The sequence below is a fragment of the Yersinia proxima genome, assembly GCF_902170785.1.
GTDB lineage: Bacteria > Pseudomonadota > Gammaproteobacteria > Enterobacterales > Enterobacteriaceae > Yersinia > Yersinia proxima.
Genome location: NZ_CABHYG010000017.1, coordinates 32,301 through 52,020 on the forward strand (window position 1 = coordinate 32,301; position 19,720 = coordinate 52,020).

Below are 19,720 nucleotides of genomic sequence, written 5' to 3' on the forward strand. Positions count from 1 at the left end.
AAAACCGGGAGTATCCCCCCGGTTTTGCCAAATCTAACCAGAAAATTATGGTGCCAGGAAGCCAATCCAGTAGCCGAAGATACCGATAGCGAAGAAGCCCATAATAATCCACAGCGCGTTAACTTTACGGCGTAACAGCCACATACAACCGAAGGTTAACAGCAACGGTACTAAACCTGGCATCAACTGATCCAGAATGGTTTGCACCGTGGTAACAGTAGTCTCGCCTGCCTGGTTGGTGACTCTGGACACTACCACCGGTATGTTGACGTGTGTCCACTTGTTAACCAAGGCCCCCATGACAAACAGGCCGAGGATAGACGCCCCTTCCGTCAGTTTTTGTAGGAAGCCGCCGCCCATATCGCTGACGATATCGACACCTTTTTTATAGCCGTAAGCCACACCGTAATAACGGGTTAACAGACGAACCACGTTAAACAGCACAAAGAACAGCAGCGGGCCGAGCAAACTACCGCTCATCGCAATACCGGCACCGAGGGCAGCAAATACCGGGCGCACAGTACCCCAGAATATGGGGTCACCGACACCGGCCAGAGGCCCCATCAGACCGACTTTGATACCGTTAATTGCAGCATCGTCAATCGCTGCGCCATTGGCTTTCTGCTCTTCCATCGCCAGTGTTACGCCCAGAATCGGGGCAGCAACGAAAGGTTGGGTGTTGAAGAATTCCAAATGACGTTTGATTGCCTGCTTACGCTCTTCCGAGTTCTCAGGATACAGGCGACGAATTGCCGGGACCATTGAGAAGCAGAAACCCAGCGCCTGCATACGTTCGAAGTTCCACGACCCTTGGAAGAGGTTAGAGCGGATAAACACACCGCGGATATCGGCGGGCGTGAGTTTCTTTTCACCAGTAGTTGTTTTATCAACAGTCGTTGTATCAACCATTTCTCTCACCTTTTCCTAGTCTAATTCGTTATCAAGATCGTTATTGGCCGGGCCTGCCTGTACAACCTGAGACTTGTTGTATTTCGGGCTAAGCTGGATATAAAGCACGGCCATAACCACACCAATAACACCCAAGGCCACCAGGTTGAAGTTGGTAAATGCGGCAGTCACGAAACCTAAATAGAAGAATGGCATCAGGTAGCCAGCACGCATCATGTTGATAACCATGGCGTAACCGACAACAACGATCATACCACCGGCGATATTCAGGCCATTGGTAACCACTTCAGGAATTGAGCTGAGCATCATCTGAACTTCAGATGTTCCGACGGACAGGGCAACGATCAGTGCCGGGATGGCGATACGCATCGCTTGCAAGAACAACGCGGAGATATGAATCCAGGTAATTGCTCGCAGACTGCCGCGTTCTGCTGCACCATCAGCGGCGTGCTGGAAGGCAACAGTAATGGTACGTACGATAATGGTTAACACCTGACCAGCTGCTGCCAACGGGATCGCCAGAGCGATACCGGCACCGATACTTTGGCCGCCAGCAATAACCAGGATGGTTGAAATAATCGATGCCAGAGCAGCATCAGGTGCCACTGCGGCCCCGATGTTCATCCAGCCAAGTGCGATCATCTCCAAAGTACCACCGACGATAATGCCGGTTTTCATATCACCCAGAACCATACCTACCAAGGTACAGGCCACCAGAGGGCGGTGAAATTGGAATTCATCCAGAATGGAACCCATCCCGGCGATACAGGCAACTATAAATATCAGCACAATCTGAAGAGTTGTGATCTCCATTGTACTTCTCCTATGACCAAAAAAGCTGAGTAAAAATAACCGAGTTCCAAAACAGAACAGGGCATAACCTTGCTACGTAGTTTTTAGTAACGCTATTTATTAAGTTTGCTAATCAAGTCCATCATTTTGAGCCGGCTATCCGAAGAAACTTTACGAACTTCCAGTTCAATACCGCGAGCATTCAATTTATTGAATGCTTCAATATCTTTTTCATCAACGGAAACAGCATTGTTCACCTGGGTTTTTCCCTGACGGAATGCCATACCACCAATATTGACTGACTTAATATCTACTCCCCCCTCAACCACACGCACTACATCGGTTGGGTTGGTAAATAACAACATGACCCGGTCTTTAGCATATTGCGGGTTGTTGTATACACGGATAGCTTTATCAACATCAACCACGTGTGCAGTTACGCCTGGAGGAGCAACTTGTTTGAGCAAGGTGCTACGCATTTTGTCAGCAGCGACTTCGTCACTGACCACAATAATACGATTTACGTTTGTTTCTTTGGTCCAGCGAGTTGCGACCTGACCATGAATCAGACGGTCATCAATGCGCGCCAGCCCGATCTTCATGTGATCGTTTGGACCTAAAGCGACGGCAGGAGCCGCGGCAGCTTTTCGTACAACTGCAGCGGGTTTTGCTTCGGGTTCGGCTTGAGATGTTTTAAGAGCCTTAACACCCGCACGACCGGTTTCCAATGCAATGCCAACCAGTTCGCCAAATGATGGGTTATCATCACGGGCCATAAAGGTTTCCACCAGCATTGGAATGTTAACGCCAGCGATGACTTCGTAATTTTCTTTGTCAGTAACAATCCGGCTGGCAGCGTTAAACGGGCTACCACCCCAGGTATCAACCAGGAAGATCACTCCTGCACTGGTATCCAACCCTTCCAGTTTAGCTGTGTATTTCTCAACTAACGTGTCGGCATTCTCACCTGGGACGAAATCGATATAGGCGACATTTTCTTGTTCGCCTATAAGCATTTCGGTGGTTTTTAGCAGTTGTTCTGCCGCAACCCCATGTGTGCCAATGATAATAGCTATACTCACTCGCTACCCCCTCAGTTAACTCAGAATTGAGTTCTCGCACGTAACATAAAACCAGTAATTCCCAATCACATTTCGGTACATATTGAATCTATTATGATAGTCACAATATCAGCGCACTGCTGATGATTTATTCGCAACACCAATGAATCGATTCAGGTACATATCGCAATGTGTTGGATGTGATTTATTTTAGTCAGTGAAAAAATAAATTATGTGATATCGCTCATTTATTAGGACATGTTATGAGTGATTTCGCTTACTTGGATAATTATTCGACAGTTATATGAGTAATATTGATGGGTCTGCCGGTAACATATTCATCATAATATGATTGTTGTGTGTAAGTTTTGTGCAATCGGTGTGAACTTTGACGGATAACTCGTTTTGGGCTTGGGACAAATTTTAGCCATAAAAATAAGCGCAGGGTTTGCTGATACGCCGTAATTTTATGAGATTTTAGTTAATCGTGGGCTCGGTAATAAATCTGGCTATGCTGATAAAAAAATTCCTGATAAAGTTAGTGGCTCGATTAATTGTCAGGAGTTAAGGGCCTCAGCTCTCCCTATGGACTGTCACCGAAGTTACTGTTTCTCTAGTGTTAATACCCAGCCAGTGGGTCTAAATCTGGTTATCCAATCACGCACAGTTGCTGCGTATAATTTCACCCGATCTTTCTGCGTATCTATACTGACAACCGTACCGCGGCGTTTTGCTGTGTCTGTTGCAGGTCGCACATCATCTAAATCATGTTCTTATTATCGGAGTCTTACATGGAATTTCTAATGGACCCCTCAATCTGGGCAGGGTTATTGACGTTGGTGGTACTGGAAATTGTTCTGGGTATCGATAACCTGGTATTTATCGCCATCCTGGCCGACAAATTGCCGCCGAAACAAAGAGATAAAGCTCGTATTATCGGGTTGTCTCTCGCATTGATCATGCGTTTGGGCTTGCTGTCGGTGATTTCCTGGATGGTCACACTGACCACGCCGCTATTCAGTGTCGGCAGTTTTAGTTTCTCCGGGCGAGATCTGATTTTGCTGGTGGGGGGGCTGTTTCTGCTGTTTAAAGCCACCACCGAGTTACATGAACGGCTTGAGGGAAACCAGCACGATGACAGTGCGAGCCGAGGTTATGCCAGTTTCTGGGCCGTTGTTGCACAGATAGTGGTATTGGATGCTGTGTTCTCCCTCGATGCGGTGATTACTGCCGTGGGGATGGTCAATGATTTGGCCATCATGATGACTGCGGTTGTGATCGCCATGGGCGTGATGCTGTTGGCATCAAAAACATTGACGCGGTTTGTTAACGCACACCCGACGGTTGTGGTGCTGTGCCTGAGCTTCTTGCTGATGATTGGCTTGAGCTTAATTGCTGAAGGTTTTGGTTTCCATATTCCGAAAGGCTACCTGTATGCCGCCATCGGATTCTCTATCCTGATCGAGCTGTTTAACCAAATTGCCCGCCGTAACTTTATTAAGCATGAGTCTCGCTTGCCACGCCGCCAGCGCACAGCCGAAGCTATCATCCGCCTTATGGGGGGCCGTCAGCAGCAGGAACCACAAAACGGTGACCCGCAGTTGGCCATGCCAGCAGAGGCTTTTGCGGAAGAAGAGCGCTATATGATAAGCGGCGTGCTGACATTGGCATCCCGGTCATTACGCAGCGTGATGACGCCACGCACGGAAATCTCTTGGGTGGATTGTACTCGTTCACAAGAGGAGATCCGCGAGCAACTGTTGGATACGCCACACAGCTTGTTCCCGGTTTGTCGTGACTCATTGGATCAGATAATCGGTGTGGTTCGTGCCAAAGATCTGTTAGTGGCGATTGAACGCGGAGACTCTATCTGTGAGTTCGCTGCGGCGACACCACCAATAGTTGTCCCTGATACCATGGACGTCATTAATCTGTTGGGCGTCTTGCGTAAAGCGAAAGGCCGCTTAGTGGTGGTGAATGACGAATTTGGTGTGGTGCAAGGGCTGGTCACTCCGCTCGACGTGCTGGAAGCCATTGCCGGTGAGTTCCCTGATGAAGATGAAACACCAGATATTATTGCCGATGGTGATGGTTGGTTGGTGAAAGGGGGGGCTGATTTGCACTCTCTGGAGCAGGCGCTGGATTGTCAGGAGTTGGTTAGCCCGACGGCAGACTATGCTTCATTAGCGGGTATGCTGCTTTCACATTCAGGCCATATGCCAACTGCGGGTGATGTGATTGAACTGCACAATTTGCGCTTCGAGATTATGGAAGTATCAGATTACCGCATTGAACTCGTGCGCATTACCAAGTTGAATAATGAGCCAGAAGAGTAAAAGCAAAAGATTTACCGCAATATCCTAAATAAACAAGGGGAGCTGCTGCTCCCCTTGGTGATCATGTCTTACCTGAAAGGTAAGACATTAATCGCACTGCACTTTAATGGCTAAGCCACCACGGGATGTTTCGCGGTATTTGGCATTCATATCTTTACCGGTTTCAAACATGGTTTCGATAACTTTATCGAGAGAGACTCGCGGTTCGCTAGTACGGCGCATTGCCATCCGTGCGGAGTTAATCGCTTTTACTGAGGCTATCGCATTACGTTCAATGCATGGCACTTGCACCTGACCTGCAACTGGATCACAGGTAAGGCCCAGATTGTGTTCCATACCAATTTCAGCAGCGATACATACTTGAACTGGGCTGGCACCGAGTAATTCAGCCAGACCGGCCGCTGCCATTGAGCATGCCACGCCTACTTCACCCTGACAGCCCACTTCAGCACCAGAAATCGAGGCATTCATTTTGTACAGAATGCCAATAGCACCAGATGACAGGAAGTAACGGATAAAGATATCCGGGGTTACCGGCTCGATAAAGTGGTCGTAATAAGCCAGAACCGCGGGCACGATACCGCAAGCACCGTTCGTTGGAGCCGTCACCACACGGCCACCGGCGGCGTTCTCTTCGTTAACCGCCAATGCGAACATATTGACCCAGTCAATGACATTCATTGGGTCATGGGAAAGTTTATCTGATGAAACCAGCAGACGGCGCAATGCTGAGGCACGACGTGGTACTCGTAGTGGGCCAGGCAAAACACCTTCAGTGTTCAGACCGCGATCAATACAGGCACGCATCGTCTGCCAAATTGCTGTGAAGTAGGATTCAATCTCTTCTTTGCTGTGCATCGCCAGCTCATTCTGCATCACCATACCGGAGATAGACATGCCGGTTTGCTCGCAGTTAGCCAGGATTTCTTCAGCTGAATGGAACGGGTAAGGGACACTAACGGCATTCACCGCAGCTTTGCCGAAATGCTCTTCATCCACGATAAAACCACCACCGATGGAATAGTAGGTTTTGCTGAGTACTTTCTCATCACCGGCAAAGGCGTGGATCTGCATACCATTTTCATGCAGTGGCAGATTATCACTACGGAAGACCATCCCACCTTCGCGGGGGAAATCCACTTCGTGTAAGCCATTGGCCAGCATCAGTTTTTGGCGTAATTCTACATCACGAATAAAAGCGGGGATGCTGTCGATATCCACGGTATCTGGCATATTGCCAGCCAACCCCATAATGATAGCGATATCGGTGTGGTGACCTTTCCCGGTCAGTGACAGTGAGCCGTAAACATCCACGGCGACACGCGTGACTGATGGCATTAACCCTTGAGTCACCAACAAATCAACAAACTCTTTGCCGGCTTTCATTGGTCCAACAGTGTGAGAACTGGATGGGCCGATGCCAATCTTGAACATATCAAAAACACTAATCACGCTAAAACTCCTTAACAAAGCCTTTTGTTATTCCCGGTGCAAATTGATTCACCAAAGAATATTTGTATTAAGTATAAGAGCTCTGTGGATAGCCGCAGGTTACTTCGTATTGAGTATTGCTATCACAGAGCCTGTTAATTTGGGCCAAACTGGTGTTGGCGGTATCAATTTGATACCGCAACAATGATATTTCGCTATCAATTTATGATTATCACTATCGGGTTTTAACCTTACATTTTTAGTGGTTTATAGTGATGAAAGATATTTTACAGTTATTTCATAACGCTGACAGAGCAATTTACAGTTTTTTTAAAATGGATGTGCGGGGAAAATAGAGTAAAAATCGATGTGGTGGGGTGATAGAGATCGCTTTATGCTGTAATTCAGCTTTTTTAGCCTTAAGGCTGTGAAGCGCATCACTCATTACCCTTTGTATTTATATGGATTTAGCGTTAAGTACTGACCTGTTGCGCCAGACGGCGAATGATGGCCGCCGTCAAACCCCAGATAAATTGGCTCTCATACCATGAAAGATAAACCCGGTGATTGACTCCTCCGCGATGAATATCCAGCCAATAGTAACGTGATAGCCTAAGTGCTTCGTACAATGGAATTTCAAACAGCCCGGCGACCTCTTCTTCATTACCATGAAAGGTAATATTGTCGGGAACCAGGCCGACAATCGGGGTGACCTGAAAACCACTGGAACTGTCGAGTGGAGCCAGTTGGCCTAATACATGTACAGCGTCGCTGGGGATCGCCACTTCTTCCTCGGCTTCCCGCAACGCGGTTTCAATCAGTGAACTATCTTGTGGATCTGCCTTGCCGCCGGGGAAGGCAACCTGACCGGCATGTTTGCGTAAATGATCTGAGCGTCGGGTCAGTAGTAATGTAGGCTCTGGTCGACAAATAATAGGAATTAATACTGCGGCGTGGTGGCTGTTGGCAGAAAAACTGCCAGGTTGCGGCTGTTGCAGTTGAAATCGGCTGATAAATTCAGACAATGTTTGCCCTGATTGACTCGCAAATAGCTCACTCACAGAATTGCTCACTTATTCATCATGTTCCAGTAATGGCAATATTCGGGCAATTTTATCAAATGTTTCCTGATATTCAGCCTGTTCTTGACTGTCGGCCACAATACCACCGCCAGCGGAGCAATATATCTTGCCGTTTTCAGTCAGTAGAGTGCGAATGGTGATGTTGGTGTCCATTGTGCCGCAGCAACTAATATAGCCAATGTTGCCACAATAGGCATTGCGACGTTGGGGTTCCAGTTGCTCGATGATTTCCATGGCGCGAATTTTTGGTGCGCCAGTTATCGAGCCTCCGGGGAAGCAGGCTCGCAATAATGCAGTTGGTGTCGATTCAGCGGGCAGGGTCGCGGTAATGGTACTGACCAGATGATGTACTGCTGGAAAAGGTTCGACAACAAATAACTCCGGTACGCGCACGGTTCCCGGCTGCGCGACCCGGCCAATATCATTGCGTAGCAGATCCACTATCATCAGGTTTTCAGCGCGATCTTTCGGCGAATTGGCTAACCGCTGTGCTTGCAAACTATCCTGCTCTGGGTCATTGAGTCGCGGCAAAGTGCCTTTGATAGGGCGAGTTTGAATGTGATTATTTTCCAGCCATAAAAAGCGTTCCGGCGATACACTCAGAATGGTGTTGTGGGGCAAACGAATAAAGGCAGAAAAAGGTGCTCTATTGCTGCGGTTTAATGATAGAAATGCTTGCCATTCATCACCTTGATATTCTGCACTGAATCTCTGGGCCAAATTAATTTGATAACAGTCACCGCTGTGCAGATATTCCTGAATTTGACGGAATTTTTCGCCATATTGTTCTCGCGACATGTTGGCCTGCCACTGGCTGGTTAATTTAAATGGGTGAGTGGCTTCTGCACATTTTTGTTGCTGTAACCAACGCAGGCGCTGTTCTGCATCGCCGTGGCACACCAGTGTCAATTTCTGCAAATGGTGATCGGCAATTAATGCCCAGTCGTACAGGCCGACAGCCATATCCGGCAAGGTGATATCTTGCTCGGCCAGCACCGGTAATGTCTCAACCCGCCGCCCTAAATCATAACCAAATAGCCCTAATGCTCCGCCTAAAAACGGCAGGTCAGGGTGGGGGGATATTGGGCGGAGAAATTGCTCCAACTGTTGCTGTAATAAAGAAAAAGGGTCTTCACAGGAGAATTCCTGGCCTTGCGCACTGATTATCTCTGTTTGCTCGCCGCGCGTGGTGAGGGTAACTCGCGGATCGGCGACCAGAATATCAAAGCGGTTATGGGTATGTTCAGCAAATCCGGAATGCAACAACATGGCCCAGGCTTGATGAGCGAGTGGGGCAAATTGCTGGAGCAGGGCATCAGGCTGATAAGGCAAGGTTTTGCAGGTCAGGGATTTCACACTCATGAGTCACTATTCTTTTCTTTCAAATGATTGTATGTAGAGAAGGGCTTATCCGTGGCATAATCACGCGCTCACAGCGAAACTATCCAGTAGATTAACATAATTTGCTCAACTCATTGGCTTAGATAAGTGAGTGGCCGCCACCGTAGACAAAAAACATTAAGTACCCAAAGTAATTGAAGTTGCAGGTAGGCGGCAAACGAATAAGTCCCGATGAGCTTACATCAGTAAGTGATTCGGGTGAGTGAGAGTAGCTAACACCCCTGCAGCTTTAAGTACGCAGGGTATACTGAATCAATTATACGTAGGAGATGAATCAATGTTAGCGGGTATGCCTTCACTTTCTCATGAGGAACAGCAAGAGGCTGTCGAACGTATTCATCAATTCATGTCGGAAGGGATGAGCAGTGGTGAGGCGATTGCCTTGGTCGCCGCAGAAATCCGTGAGCGACACCAGAATGATCCACAAGCCATGGCTATCTTTGAAGATACTGACTTTGATGAACATGATGAGTCTGATTATCGTCGCGATAATGAGCAAGATGCGGACGAAATAGAAGACCCGTACGAGGGGTAAACCCAAGCGTTTAGCTGTTCTATTCTCTGAAACTCACTTAAATGGCGGGTGAGGTTAATAACAAAGTGCTCGTATCGGTGAAAACAGGCAGATCGTAAAGACGTCGTACTTCTTTTGTTAAAACAAGCATCCTTGTAGGCTCGAGCCGCGCCATCCTTGGCTCGAGCCGCGCCATCCTTGGCGCGGACGCTTTACTCTTCTACCTGTCGTCACCTTGCAAGATCGAGTTATCGAGGTTTGTTAGCTGTCTGATCCGCCGAAATGGCGGGTTATTCCTATATGACGTATGACTTTCGTGTCATAACTACTTACCGGTCATAACTACTTGCCTGTCACGACGACCGCACTCGCGGCACGCTTTGCTACCTCAATCGCCGTATCAGTGTCATCCGCTACCGCCAGCGCCACTCCCAACCGCCGTTTACCGGCAATATCAGGTTTTCCAAATAAACGAATCTGGGTATCACCCACCAATGCCGTTTCTAACCCATGATAAGCAATATTGTGGCTGGTCAATTCAGGCAAGATAACTGCCGATGCAGCCGCGCCATACTGACGAATAGTGCCGATAGGCAAGCCGAGAAAAGCCCGCACATGCAAGGCAAACTCAGACATATTTTGCGAAATCAATGTCACCATGCCGGTATCATGTGGGCGTGGCGAAACTTCGCTGAAAATAACCTCATCACCACAGACAAACAATTCCACGCCAAATAACCCATAGCCGCCTAGCGCTTTGACAACTTGTGAGGCAATCTCTTTTGCCCGCGCCACTGCGACATCATTCATCGCCTGTGGCTGCCAAGACTCACGATAATCGCCATCTTCCTGACGATGACCAATAGGGGCGCAGAAGTGGATGCCATCAACAGCACTGATGGTCAGCAAAGTGATTTCAAAATCAAACTTAACCAATCCTTCGACAATCACTTTACCGCCGCCCGCACGGCCACCTTGTTGCGCGTAATCCCATGCGGCCTGAAGTTGCTGTTCATTGCGAATCAAACTCTGGCCCTTACCTGAAGAGCTCATTACCGGTTTGACAATACATGGGTAACCTATCTCAGTGACCGCCTGACGGAATGCACTCTCGGTATCAGCAAAACGGTAGCTGGAGGTCGGTAATTGCAGTGTTTCTGCGGCCAGTCGGCGAATACCTTCGCGGTTCATAGTCAAGCGAGTCGCTTCGGCACAGGGCACAACTTTCTGGCCCATATTTTCTAACTCAACCAGCATATCGGTGGCGATAGCTTCAATTTCCGGCACGATATAGTGCGGCTTTTCCTGCGCGACCAATTGTTTGAGCGCAGCACCATCCAGCATATTAATCACATGGCTACGATGAGCAACATGCATTGCGGGGGCATCTGCGTAGCGATCAACCGCAATCACTTCCAGCCCCAGTCTCTGGCATTCAATAGCCACTTCTTTACCCAGCTCACCGGAGCCAAGCAACATGACACGGGTGGCGTTCGGACGCAGAGCGGTTCCAATAGTCAGCATAGTTAAGTACCTACATCAGTGGGAAAGTTACACAGTAATTTTACGCGCAGTGAATTTTACGGGCACAAGTATAGGGTAAAACGGCAACGAAAACGATTGCGTATCGGCGGTAAAGCAGAGAATCACGCCATTTCACCGGTATCGATGCAGTATAGTTCCGGCAATGGTCCTATCTCTGGTATTATCGCGGCAAAATCTTGCGCTCGCCTTCAGGCCATCGCTGCCATTCCATCCAGTTATAAGAGTTACTGCCGTGAGCACAACTTCCTTTTCTTCCCTGACACTGCCTGCTGAGCAGTTGTCCAATCTTAATGAACTTGGCTATACCGAAATGACACCGGTACAGGCCGCAGCATTACCGGCCATCCTTAATGGGCAGGATGTGCGAGCAAAAGCCAAAACCGGTAGCGGTAAAACTGCGGCATTCGGCATTGGTTTGCTGGACAAAATTGCCGTCGGTGAGTTTGTGACTCAGGCCTTGGTGCTGTGTCCAACCCGCGAATTAGCTGATCAGGTCAGCAAAGAGTTGCGCCGATTAGCTCGCTTTACTCAGAACATTAAAATCCTGACCCTGTGTGGTGGCCAACCGATGGGCCATCAGTTGGATTCTCTGGTGCATGCCCCGCATATCGTCGTCGGCACGCCGGGGCGTATTCAGGAGCATCTGCGCAAGAAAACGCTGGTACTGGATGACCTCAAAATTCTGGTGCTGGACGAAGCCGATCGCATGTTGGATATGGGTTTTACCGATGCCATTGATGATGTAATTGCCTATACCCCGCCACAACGCCAGACGTTGCTATTTTCTGCCACTTATCCGGCAGGAATTGAACAAATCAGTGCGCGGGTTCAGCGCCAACCGGTGAATGTTGAAGTTGATGATGGCGGTGAAGCACCGGCTATCGAGCAGGTGTTTTTCGAAACCACTCGTGAAAAGCGTTTGCCGTTGTTGATCTCGGTACTTAGTCACTACCAGCCCGCCTCTTGCGTGGTGTTTTGTAATACCAAAAAAGATTGCCAGAGTGTCTACGAAGCCCTGGAGTCCCGTGGCATCAGTGTGTTGGCATTACACGGCGACTTAGAACAACGTGACCGTGACCAGGTGTTGGTGCGTTTTGCCAACCGCAGTTGTCGGGTACTGGTTGCAACGGACGTTGCTGCTCGAGGTCTGGATATCAAAGACTTGGAACTGGTGGTCAATTTCGAACTGGCATTTGATCCGGAAGTGCATGTGCACCGCATCGGCCGCACTGGTCGGGCAGGGATGAGTGGCCTTGCCGTGAGTCTGTGCACGCCACAAGAAATGACGCGCGCTCATGCCATTGAAGATTATCTGCAAATGAAATTGAAATGGACGCCAGCCGAGCAGGTGAGCCGCAGTGCCAACACCATGCTGGAACCTGAAATGGTTACGTTATGCATTGATGGTGGCCGTAAAGCTAAAATTCGTCCTGGCGACATTTTGGGTGCGTTAACTGGTGAAGCCGGTCTGACCGCTGCAGACGTGGGTAAAATCGATATGTTCCCCGTCCATGCTTATGTTGCTATTCGCAAGGCCAGTGCCAAACGCGCGCTACAGCAGTTACAGCAAGGCAAAATCAAAGGCAAAAACTGTAAAGCTCGTTTATTAAAATAATCACAGTGGAGAGCGATGGTGGTTGCATCGCTCCAATAAACCACATTATACTGTGTTTATGTACAGTGATCTGTAATCGAAGAGGACGCGTATCAATGGCCGTTGAAATAAAATTCGTCGTGGTAAGACAGGGTGAGGAAAAAATGACTTTCACAACCAAAAAAGAAGCCGATGCCTACGATAAAATGCTGGATTTGGCTGACAATTTGTCTGAGTGGTTATCGCAGTCACCTTTAACACTTGAAGAAGAGCAACGCGAGGCCTTGAGCTTCTTCCTGGCAGAGAACAAAGACGCATTAGGGCAAATTCTACGTGGTGCCAATCCTGCGGCCTCCGCCGAGGGGCAGCCAAAAGCGAAAGTTGAAAAAATCGTTGCAGAGAAAAAATCCAAATCTGAAGAAAATCAAGCGGCTTAATCTGCCTGATTTCGGCAAAAAGTGAGAAAGGGATCTAAAATGAATCGTGAAATCACCTTCTTTCGCCGGTTTGAGGCGGATATTCTGGCTGATCGTAAAACGATCACTATCCGGGATAGCAGTGAATCCGATTTTCGCCCAGGGGAAGTCCTGCGCGTATGTCGCAATGAAGATGGTGTGTTTTTCTGCAACATTTTGGTCAAGTCTGTCACGCCAATCACTTTGGATGCCCTGACAGAACGCCATGCGGAGCAAGAAAATATGTCGTTGGATGAACTGAAAAAAGTGATTAAGGATATCTATCCGGGGCTGGAGCAGTTTTACGTGATTGAATTTACTCGGTGTTAATTAAATAGTGTTAATGCTTTGATTCTGTAACGCTATTCACTCTGTAACCTACCTTTCAATCATTGTTCCGGCCATAGGATAGAAATAATAATATCTGGAGGAATAATGAGAAAGACAGGACTCGCCTTGATAGTGGTCTGCGGATTGACTGGTGTCATCAATAGTGTACAAGCTCAGGAACCGCGGGTAGCAAAAGTCCCTGCTTGTACCGGGTTAGATCCATCACAGGTTGCCACACAAGTTAAACGGGATTTCCTACAAAACCGAATAACGCGTTGGGAAGCAGATAAAAAAGGATTAGGAACTGATAGCCCGGTCGTCTGGATTAGCACGGTAGACATTACTGGCAAAGATGATATTTGGCAGGTTCCACTGACTGCTCGGGGCAAGAAAGGGGATAAAACTTACCAGGTCGTGCTCGACTGCAAGGCTGGCACTATCACTTATACCCTGCGAACGTGACCCTGCAACACTGGAATCACTAATCACGCCTAAACAGGTGCTGGTGATAACATATCCGGCACCTGCCTATCATTTTGTTTACTCTTGAATGAGCTCCATTTAACTTAATAATAAGCCGATGGCACTGCTTGGCATCGCCAGGTAATCGTGTCACTCTCGCGGTAATGAACACAGATGGATACTTCAACTAATGACCACACCTCCAAAGGCAGATAAACGCCCTTATCCAATGACGATACACGGTGATATCCGTACAGATGATTATTATTGGCTACGCGATGATGAACGCACTGACACTGACGTTCTGAACTATTTGCAAGCTGAAAATAAGTTCACCGAGGCGGTGTTAAAACCACAGCAAGCGCTGCGTGAAACCTTGTATCAGGAAATGGTTTCCCGTATTCCGCCACAAGAAGAGTCCGTTCCCTATACCCGTAATGGCTACCGCTATCAAACGCGTTTTGAGCCAGGTAATGAATATGCCATTTACGTGCGCCAGCCGGTTTGGGCTGATAGCAGTTGGGAAACATTATTGGATGGCAACCAGCGAGCTGCGGACAGCGAGTTTTATACTTTGGGGGGGCTGGATGTCAGTCCGGATAATCAACTACTGGCGGTCGCTGAGGATTTTTTATCGCGTCGCCAATATGATATCCGAGTAAAGCATTTACAAAGCGACACCTGGCAAGAGGAAGTGATCAGCAATACTTCGGGTAGCTTTGAGTGGGCGAATGATTCCAAAACACTGTATTACGTGCGTAAGCATGAAAAAACATTGTTACCTTATCAGGTCTATCGCCATGTGGTGGGAACAGATCCGGCATCAGACCAACTGGTTTATCAGGAAGCTGACGATACATTCTATGTTGGCTTGGAAAAAACCACTTCTGAGCGCTTCATTGTTATCCATCTCAGTAGCACCACAACTTCTGAAATTTTACTGCTGGATGCCGATGAGCACGAACCGTTGCCGCAAATGTTCGCGCCACGTCGCAAAGACCATGAATACGGATTAGATCACTATAAGCAGCATTTTTACATTCGTTCCAATAAAGACGGCAAAAACTTCGGTCTGTATAAAATCGCCGAAGCAGAGAAAGCGCCAACTGACTTCGCTGATGAATCTCAGTGGATGTCATTAATTGCACCAAGAACTGAAGTGATGCTGGAAGGCTTCAGTCTATTCCGCGATTGGCTGGTGGTAGAGGAGCGTAGTGAAGGGCTGACACAGTTACGGCAAATTCACTGGGCTACTCGGGAAGAGAAATCAATTACTTTTGATGACCCTACCTATGTGACCTGGCTGGCATATAACCCTGAGCCGGAAACTGAACTGTTGCGCTATGGCTATTCGTCCATGACCACGCCAAGTTCCATGTACGAGCTGAATATGGATACCGGTGCTCGTCAGTTGCTCAAGCAGCAGGAAGTCAAAAACTTCACACCAGAAAAGTATCGCAGTGAGCGGATTTGGGTTACTGCATCGGATGGTGTCAAAGTTCCTGTTTCATTAGTCTATCACCGTGACCACTTTGCTCACGGGAGTAATCCGCTGTTGGTCTATGGCTATGGTTCTTATGGCAGCAGCATGGATCCTGCATTCAGTGGCAGTCGTTTAAGTCTGTTAGACCGTGGTTTTGTCTTTGCATTGGCCCATATTCGCGGTGGTGGTGAGTTAGGGCAGCAATGGTATGAAGATGGCAAGTTGCTCAAGAAATTGAACACATTCAATGATTTTATTGATGTAACCAAAACATTAGTAGCCAAGGGCTATGGCGATGCAAACCGTGTTTTTGCCATGGGCGGTAGTGCGGGGGGCTTGTTGGTGGGGGCGGTGATTAATCAGGCACCTGAATTATACAAAGGTGTAGTGGCGCAGGTGCCATTTGTTGATGTCGTCACCACCATGCTGGATGAGTCTATTCCTCTGACGACCGGCGAATATGACGAGTGGGGCAATCCAAACGATAAGGCTTATTACGATTACATCAAGCAATACAGCCCATACGATCAGGTTAAAGCTCAGGATTATCCGCATATGCTGGTGACCACCGGGTTGCACGACTCCCAGGTTCAATATTGGGAACCGGCAAAATGGGTCGCAAAACTACGGGAAATGAAAACTGATGACCACCAGTTATTGCTTTATACCGACATGGACTCAGGCCATGGGGGGAAATCTGGGCGTTTCAAAGTTTATGAGGATATTGCTTTGGAATATGCTTTCATTCTCTCTCTGGCTTGATTAACGCAGGCTTACTCTGCCAGATAATGCGTCAGGGTATGGCGCATATCGGGTGTAAGATCGGTGATTGAGGCCAGCATCCAACGCAGATAGTCCGGATCTTGCCGGGCTATCTGTTCAATACTTTTCCCCCGATATTTGCCGAACTTAAATGTTGATAACAACTGTGGCTGCTGCGTGATTTCCGCCATTTGCTCGGCATTCCACCCAGAGTCTCGCATGATACGTTGCAACAGTGCTGCGGTGACATAGCAATCATACAAGGCGCGATGTGGATACAGATTATCTGGTACAGAAACATTCAGGCGCAAAGCGTAACGCAGATATTGATTGCTGTGCTTAATATCAGGATAGAGCATACGGGCCAGTTTCAACGTACAAATCCATTGACCGCCCATCTCCGGTAATACACCACGGTCGAAGGGGGCATTATGAGCGACATAATAAGGGCTACCTTGATACTTCCTTACGGCAACTGCAATCCGTGGTTTACCTTCCACCATTTCTTCTGTGATATGGTGAATGACCATGGCGTCGAGACTGATTGGCCGGTCTGGGCTAACCAAGTCACTCATCGGGTTACTCAATACACCATCCACTACATCAATGGATGCGATTTCGACAATACCGCCCTCTAAGCCACAAGTTTCTGTATCGATGATACGAAAATACATGCTTGCTCCCCATGTCATGCTTAAATCTTAGCAACAAAAAACCCGCCTGCATGGCGGGTTGACTGACGAGACGAAAAGTCCGTTATTCTGCGCTAGTGGACGATGACTTTTTAGCGCGTTTCTCAGCTTTTTTCTCAGCTGGCGTTTTTAGTGGCTTTTTCTTCGCGTTCTTTTTGCTGTCCATTCCCTTACTCATGGCTTGCCTCTCTTTACCTTCGGTTAGGTTGGTACGCCTACCTATTAACCACCTAATCAGAGTGAGTTGCAAGGGAAGAAAGCGTCAATCTGGTTAATGTATTGTTTAGTAGGAATATTATTAAACACTCGATCCTTTTATTACGTTTTAAATATCACTATGTGGTGATGTTACACCTAAAATTTAATTAAGTTATGGTGCATTTATCACCAGTTGATGGAATTAATGAGCTGATTGGCGTAAATGTAATGTTTTATCGTTGACCCTGCGTGCTGTATAGGCTTTGATAACTTTAATGTCTTAACAAATATGGAAAAATAATGGAACAATTACGTGGACTTTATCCAGCGTATGAACCTTACGATAGTGGTTTACTCGACACAGGAGATGGCCACCAGATTTACTGGGAACTTTGTGGTAATCCTGAAGGTAAACCCGCGGTATTTATTCATGGTGGCCCAGGGGGGGGGATTGCACCTTATCATCGGCAGCTGTTCAACCCAACAAAATACAAAGTATTACTGTTTGATCAACGTGGATGTGGGCGCTCCAAACCCCATGCCAGTTTGGATAACAACACGACCTGGCATTTAGTCGATGATATTGAACGGCTACGTAAAATGGCCGGTGTCGATAAATGGTTGATATTCGGGGGGTCGTGGGGATCAACTCTCGCACTGGCTTACGGCGAAACCCACCCGGACAGGGTTAGCGAGATGGTTTTGCGTGGTATATTTACGCTGCGTAAAAAAGAGTTGGATTGGTATTATCAGGATGGCGCTTCTCGTTTCTTCCCCGATAAATGGCAGCGTGTGCTATCTATCTTATCGCCAGAAGAGCAGGGTGATGTCACCGCGGCTTATCGCAAACGACTTACCTCACCTGACAAGGCGGTACAATTAGAGGCAGCCAAAATTTGGAGTCTATGGGAGGGCGAAACTGTCACCTTGTTGCCAGCTAAAAGTGCGGCGTCCTTCGGTGAAGATGATTTCGCTCTGGCGTTTGCCCGCATTGAGAATCACTATTTTACCCACTTAGGTTTTTTGGATAGTGATAACCAATTACTGGATAACGTCACGCGTATACGCCATATCCCGGCGGTAATTATTCATGGACGATATGATATGGCTTGTCAGCCACAGAATGCATGGGATTTAGCAAAAGCATGGCCGGAAGCCGAATTGCATATTGTCGAAGGCGCAGGGCACTCCTTTGACGAGCCGGGTATCTTGCACCAGCTGATTCTTGCAACCGATAGATTTGCTCGAAAACTCTAGCCGTTGTCGCCGACAAACTCCCGCAAACCCTGTGCGGGAGCCTTTTGCTCATGACTTCATTTTTGGCTCATACGGCAAACGAGAGAATTTATTGGATTCACTACGGTAGTGCGCCAGCCGTTGCAAAAAGTACTCCCGTAGCTCATCAGGTTGTTCTCGTGCAACCATTTCAGGTATGACTGGCATATTGTAGCGCTCTTTAAATGCGACACCAGAGGCGGCCAGGTCAACATTCATTTTTGCTGTTTCTTCATCAGAAAGCTCAGCTAGATTATATCCCATCGTCTTCTCCTCATGCTGCGTGGGCAGTTATGGCGCAAAAGGTAATGCAGTGGACAGATATTGGCAAGCAGGTAATGTGCCCCAACAATACCGCATTAAAACTTTTTGTCGTGAAATAATATTAACCTCTAAAACAAGGGTTATTATTTATTGAAGTAAGCCTTAAATAAGAATCATTCTTTTTAGTATTCTGACGTTAATGTTAATGATTCTTATATTAATTAACTATCACGATGTAAATTTATTTTTCCTTTGTAATCAATAAAATAAATAATTCACTGTTTTTATTTAATATTAATGTGAATAGGGTGTTCTTATTTTGTTTTTATCTTGGCATAATACGAAAAGTTAATCGTTGCTTACCTGCATTATAAAAATTAGGAAATTATTATGTTGAAAACAGAAATGGCACAAAAGCTCAATGAGCAGCTGAATCTGGAATTTTACTCTGCCAATCTTTATTTGCAGATGAGTGCCTGGTGCAGCGATAAAGGCTTTGAGGGGGCTGCCGCATTTTTAAAAGAGCATTCTCAAGAAGAGATGCAGCATATGCAGCGTTTGTTTGAATACCTGAGTGGAACAGGCTCCATGCCGGTATTAGGCACCATCAGTGCACCGCCGGTCGATTTTGCATCACTGGCTGATGTATTCAAACTGACCTACGAACACGAGCAACTTATTACGACTCAAATTAATGAACTGGCCCATGTTGCAATGACCACCCACGATTACTCCACATTCAATTTCCTGCAATGGTATGTGGCCGAACAGCATGAAGAAGAAAAGCTGTTCAAATCTATCCTGGATAAACTGGCATTAGTGGGTAACAGCGGCAATTCATTGTTCTTCGTCGATAAAGATCTGAAAACAATGGCAGCACAGAGCCATGTTCAAGCCTGATCTTTGGTCTTGAATTGAGCTTGCCGCAGTTTCTATCCACTGCTAAGTGGGGCTGGATACTGCGGCTTCTTATTGTATACACGCCATACTCACCGCAATTTCACCGCAACTATTTCCTCTGAATTTTATTGTTTCGTGCTAACAACATGTTGTTTATCTATGGCTTCTTGTCTTGCTATATTCAAATCGTTATCATTTGCGATAAAAGGTGACAGGCTGAGTGAGATTAATTGC

General features: G+C 47.3%; 18 protein-coding genes. 9 read left to right on the forward strand and 9 right to left on the reverse strand.

Annotation, left to right across the window (positions count from 1 at the left end; translation table 11 throughout):
* Positions 1-45 precede the first annotated feature (45 nt).
* The 3 genes from FTB31_RS16255 to manX all read right to left on the reverse strand — a co-directional run bounded on the left by FTB31_RS16255 (position 46) and on the right by manX (position 2,783).
* Complete coding sequence (locus FTB31_RS16255; protein WP_050077467.1) at positions 46-909, reverse strand: PTS mannose transporter subunit IID; 864 nt, start codon at positions 907-909, stop codon at positions 46-48.
* A gap of 15 nt (positions 910-924) precedes the next feature.
* Positions 925-1,722: a PTS mannose/fructose/sorbose transporter subunit IIC gene (locus FTB31_RS16260; protein ID WP_050077468.1), complete on the reverse strand. Its 798-nt coding sequence runs from the start codon at positions 1,720-1,722 to the stop codon at positions 925-927.
* A gap of 92 nt (positions 1,723-1,814) precedes the next feature.
* A complete protein-coding gene (manX, locus tag FTB31_RS16265; protein ID WP_050077469.1) occupies positions 1,815-2,783 on the reverse strand; it encodes a PTS mannose transporter subunit IIAB in 969 nt (322 codons plus the stop codon).
* 770 nt (positions 2,784-3,553) lie between these two features.
* Here manX and FTB31_RS16270 point away from each other — a divergent pair.
* The gene (locus tag FTB31_RS16270) at positions 3,554-5,098 is read left to right on the forward strand and encodes a TerC family protein (RefSeq protein WP_050077470.1); all 1,545 of its coding nucleotides are present in this window, start codon (positions 3,554-3,556) and stop codon (positions 5,096-5,098) included.
* A gap of 87 nt (positions 5,099-5,185) precedes the next feature.
* Here the strand turns inward: FTB31_RS16270 and sdaA are convergent, their stop codons facing one another.
* The 3 genes from sdaA to pabB all read right to left on the reverse strand — a co-directional run bounded on the left by sdaA (position 5,186) and on the right by pabB (position 8,973).
* Positions 5,186-6,550: an L-serine ammonia-lyase gene (gene sdaA, locus FTB31_RS16275; protein WP_050077471.1), complete on the reverse strand. Its 1,365-nt coding sequence runs from the start codon at positions 6,548-6,550 to the stop codon at positions 5,186-5,188.
* A 452-nt stretch (positions 6,551-7,002) separates the two neighbouring features.
* The gene (locus FTB31_RS16280; RefSeq protein ID WP_400189513.1) at positions 7,003-7,602 is read right to left on the reverse strand and encodes a CoA pyrophosphatase; all 600 of its coding nucleotides are present in this window, start codon (positions 7,600-7,602) and stop codon (positions 7,003-7,005) included.
* The gene (pabB, locus tag FTB31_RS16285; protein ID WP_050077472.1) at positions 7,603-8,973 is read right to left on the reverse strand and encodes an aminodeoxychorismate synthase component 1; all 1,371 of its coding nucleotides are present in this window, start codon (positions 8,971-8,973) and stop codon (positions 7,603-7,605) included.
* Positions 8,974-9,289: 316 nt separating this feature from the next.
* On the opposite strand from pabB, the gene FTB31_RS16290 reads away from it, so the two are divergent.
* Positions 9,290-9,547 (forward strand): YoaH family protein, encoded by a 258-nt coding sequence (locus FTB31_RS16290; protein WP_005163637.1) that lies wholly within the window; start codon positions 9,290-9,292, stop codon positions 9,545-9,547.
* Positions 9,548-9,868: 321 nt separating this feature from the next.
* Here FTB31_RS16290 and purT read toward each other — a convergent pair whose 3' ends face one another.
* Complete coding sequence (purT, locus tag FTB31_RS16295) at positions 9,869-11,050, reverse strand: formate-dependent phosphoribosylglycinamide formyltransferase (RefSeq protein ID WP_227729190.1); 1,182 nt, start codon at positions 11,048-11,050, stop codon at positions 9,869-9,871.
* Between the two features lie 253 nt (positions 11,051-11,303).
* Between purT and dbpA the strand changes: the two genes are divergently transcribed.
* The 5 genes from dbpA to FTB31_RS16320 all read left to right on the forward strand — a co-directional run bounded on the left by dbpA (position 11,304) and on the right by FTB31_RS16320 (position 16,157).
* The gene (dbpA, locus tag FTB31_RS16300) at positions 11,304-12,686 is read left to right on the forward strand and encodes an ATP-dependent RNA helicase DbpA (RefSeq protein ID WP_050077474.1); all 1,383 of its coding nucleotides are present in this window, start codon (positions 11,304-11,306) and stop codon (positions 12,684-12,686) included.
* 95 nt (positions 12,687-12,781) lie between these two features.
* Entirely contained in the window at positions 12,782-13,102 is a 321-nt protein-coding gene (locus tag FTB31_RS16305; protein ID WP_050077475.1) for a YebG family protein, read from the forward strand.
* Between the two features lie 39 nt (positions 13,103-13,141).
* Positions 13,142-13,450, forward strand: coding sequence for a N(4)-acetylcytidine aminohydrolase (gene yqfB / locus FTB31_RS16310; protein WP_050077476.1), 309 nt, complete (start codon positions 13,142-13,144; stop codon positions 13,448-13,450).
* Positions 13,451-13,555: 105 nt separating this feature from the next.
* On the forward strand, positions 13,556-13,912 hold the full coding sequence (gene yebF, locus FTB31_RS16315) for a protein YebF (protein ID WP_227731595.1): 357 nt from the start codon (positions 13,556-13,558) through the stop codon (positions 13,910-13,912).
* 190 nt (positions 13,913-14,102) lie between these two features.
* Positions 14,103-16,157 (forward strand): S9 family peptidase, encoded by a 2,055-nt coding sequence (locus tag FTB31_RS16320; protein ID WP_077173993.1) that lies wholly within the window; start codon positions 14,103-14,105, stop codon positions 16,155-16,157.
* A gap of 11 nt (positions 16,158-16,168) precedes the next feature.
* Here the strand turns inward: FTB31_RS16320 and exoX are convergent, their stop codons facing one another.
* Positions 16,169-16,831, reverse strand: coding sequence for an exodeoxyribonuclease X (exoX, locus tag FTB31_RS16325; protein ID WP_050077479.1), 663 nt, complete (start codon positions 16,829-16,831; stop codon positions 16,169-16,171).
* 516 nt (positions 16,832-17,347) lie between these two features.
* Here exoX and pip point away from each other — a divergent pair.
* Positions 17,348-18,304, forward strand: a complete 957-nt coding sequence (gene pip, locus FTB31_RS16330) for a prolyl aminopeptidase (RefSeq protein ID WP_050077480.1) — start codon at positions 17,348-17,350, stop codon at positions 18,302-18,304.
* Positions 18,305-18,352: 48 nt separating this feature from the next.
* Here the strand turns inward: pip and FTB31_RS16335 are convergent, their stop codons facing one another.
* Positions 18,353-18,586, reverse strand: a complete 234-nt coding sequence (locus FTB31_RS16335) for a DNA polymerase III subunit theta (RefSeq protein WP_004389928.1) — start codon at positions 18,584-18,586, stop codon at positions 18,353-18,355.
* Positions 18,587-18,976: 390 nt separating this feature from the next.
* On the opposite strand from FTB31_RS16335, the gene ftnA reads away from it, so the two are divergent.
* The gene (gene ftnA, locus FTB31_RS16340; protein WP_050077481.1) at positions 18,977-19,486 is read left to right on the forward strand and encodes a non-heme ferritin; all 510 of its coding nucleotides are present in this window, start codon (positions 18,977-18,979) and stop codon (positions 19,484-19,486) included.
* Positions 19,487-19,720: the final 234 nt, after the last annotated feature.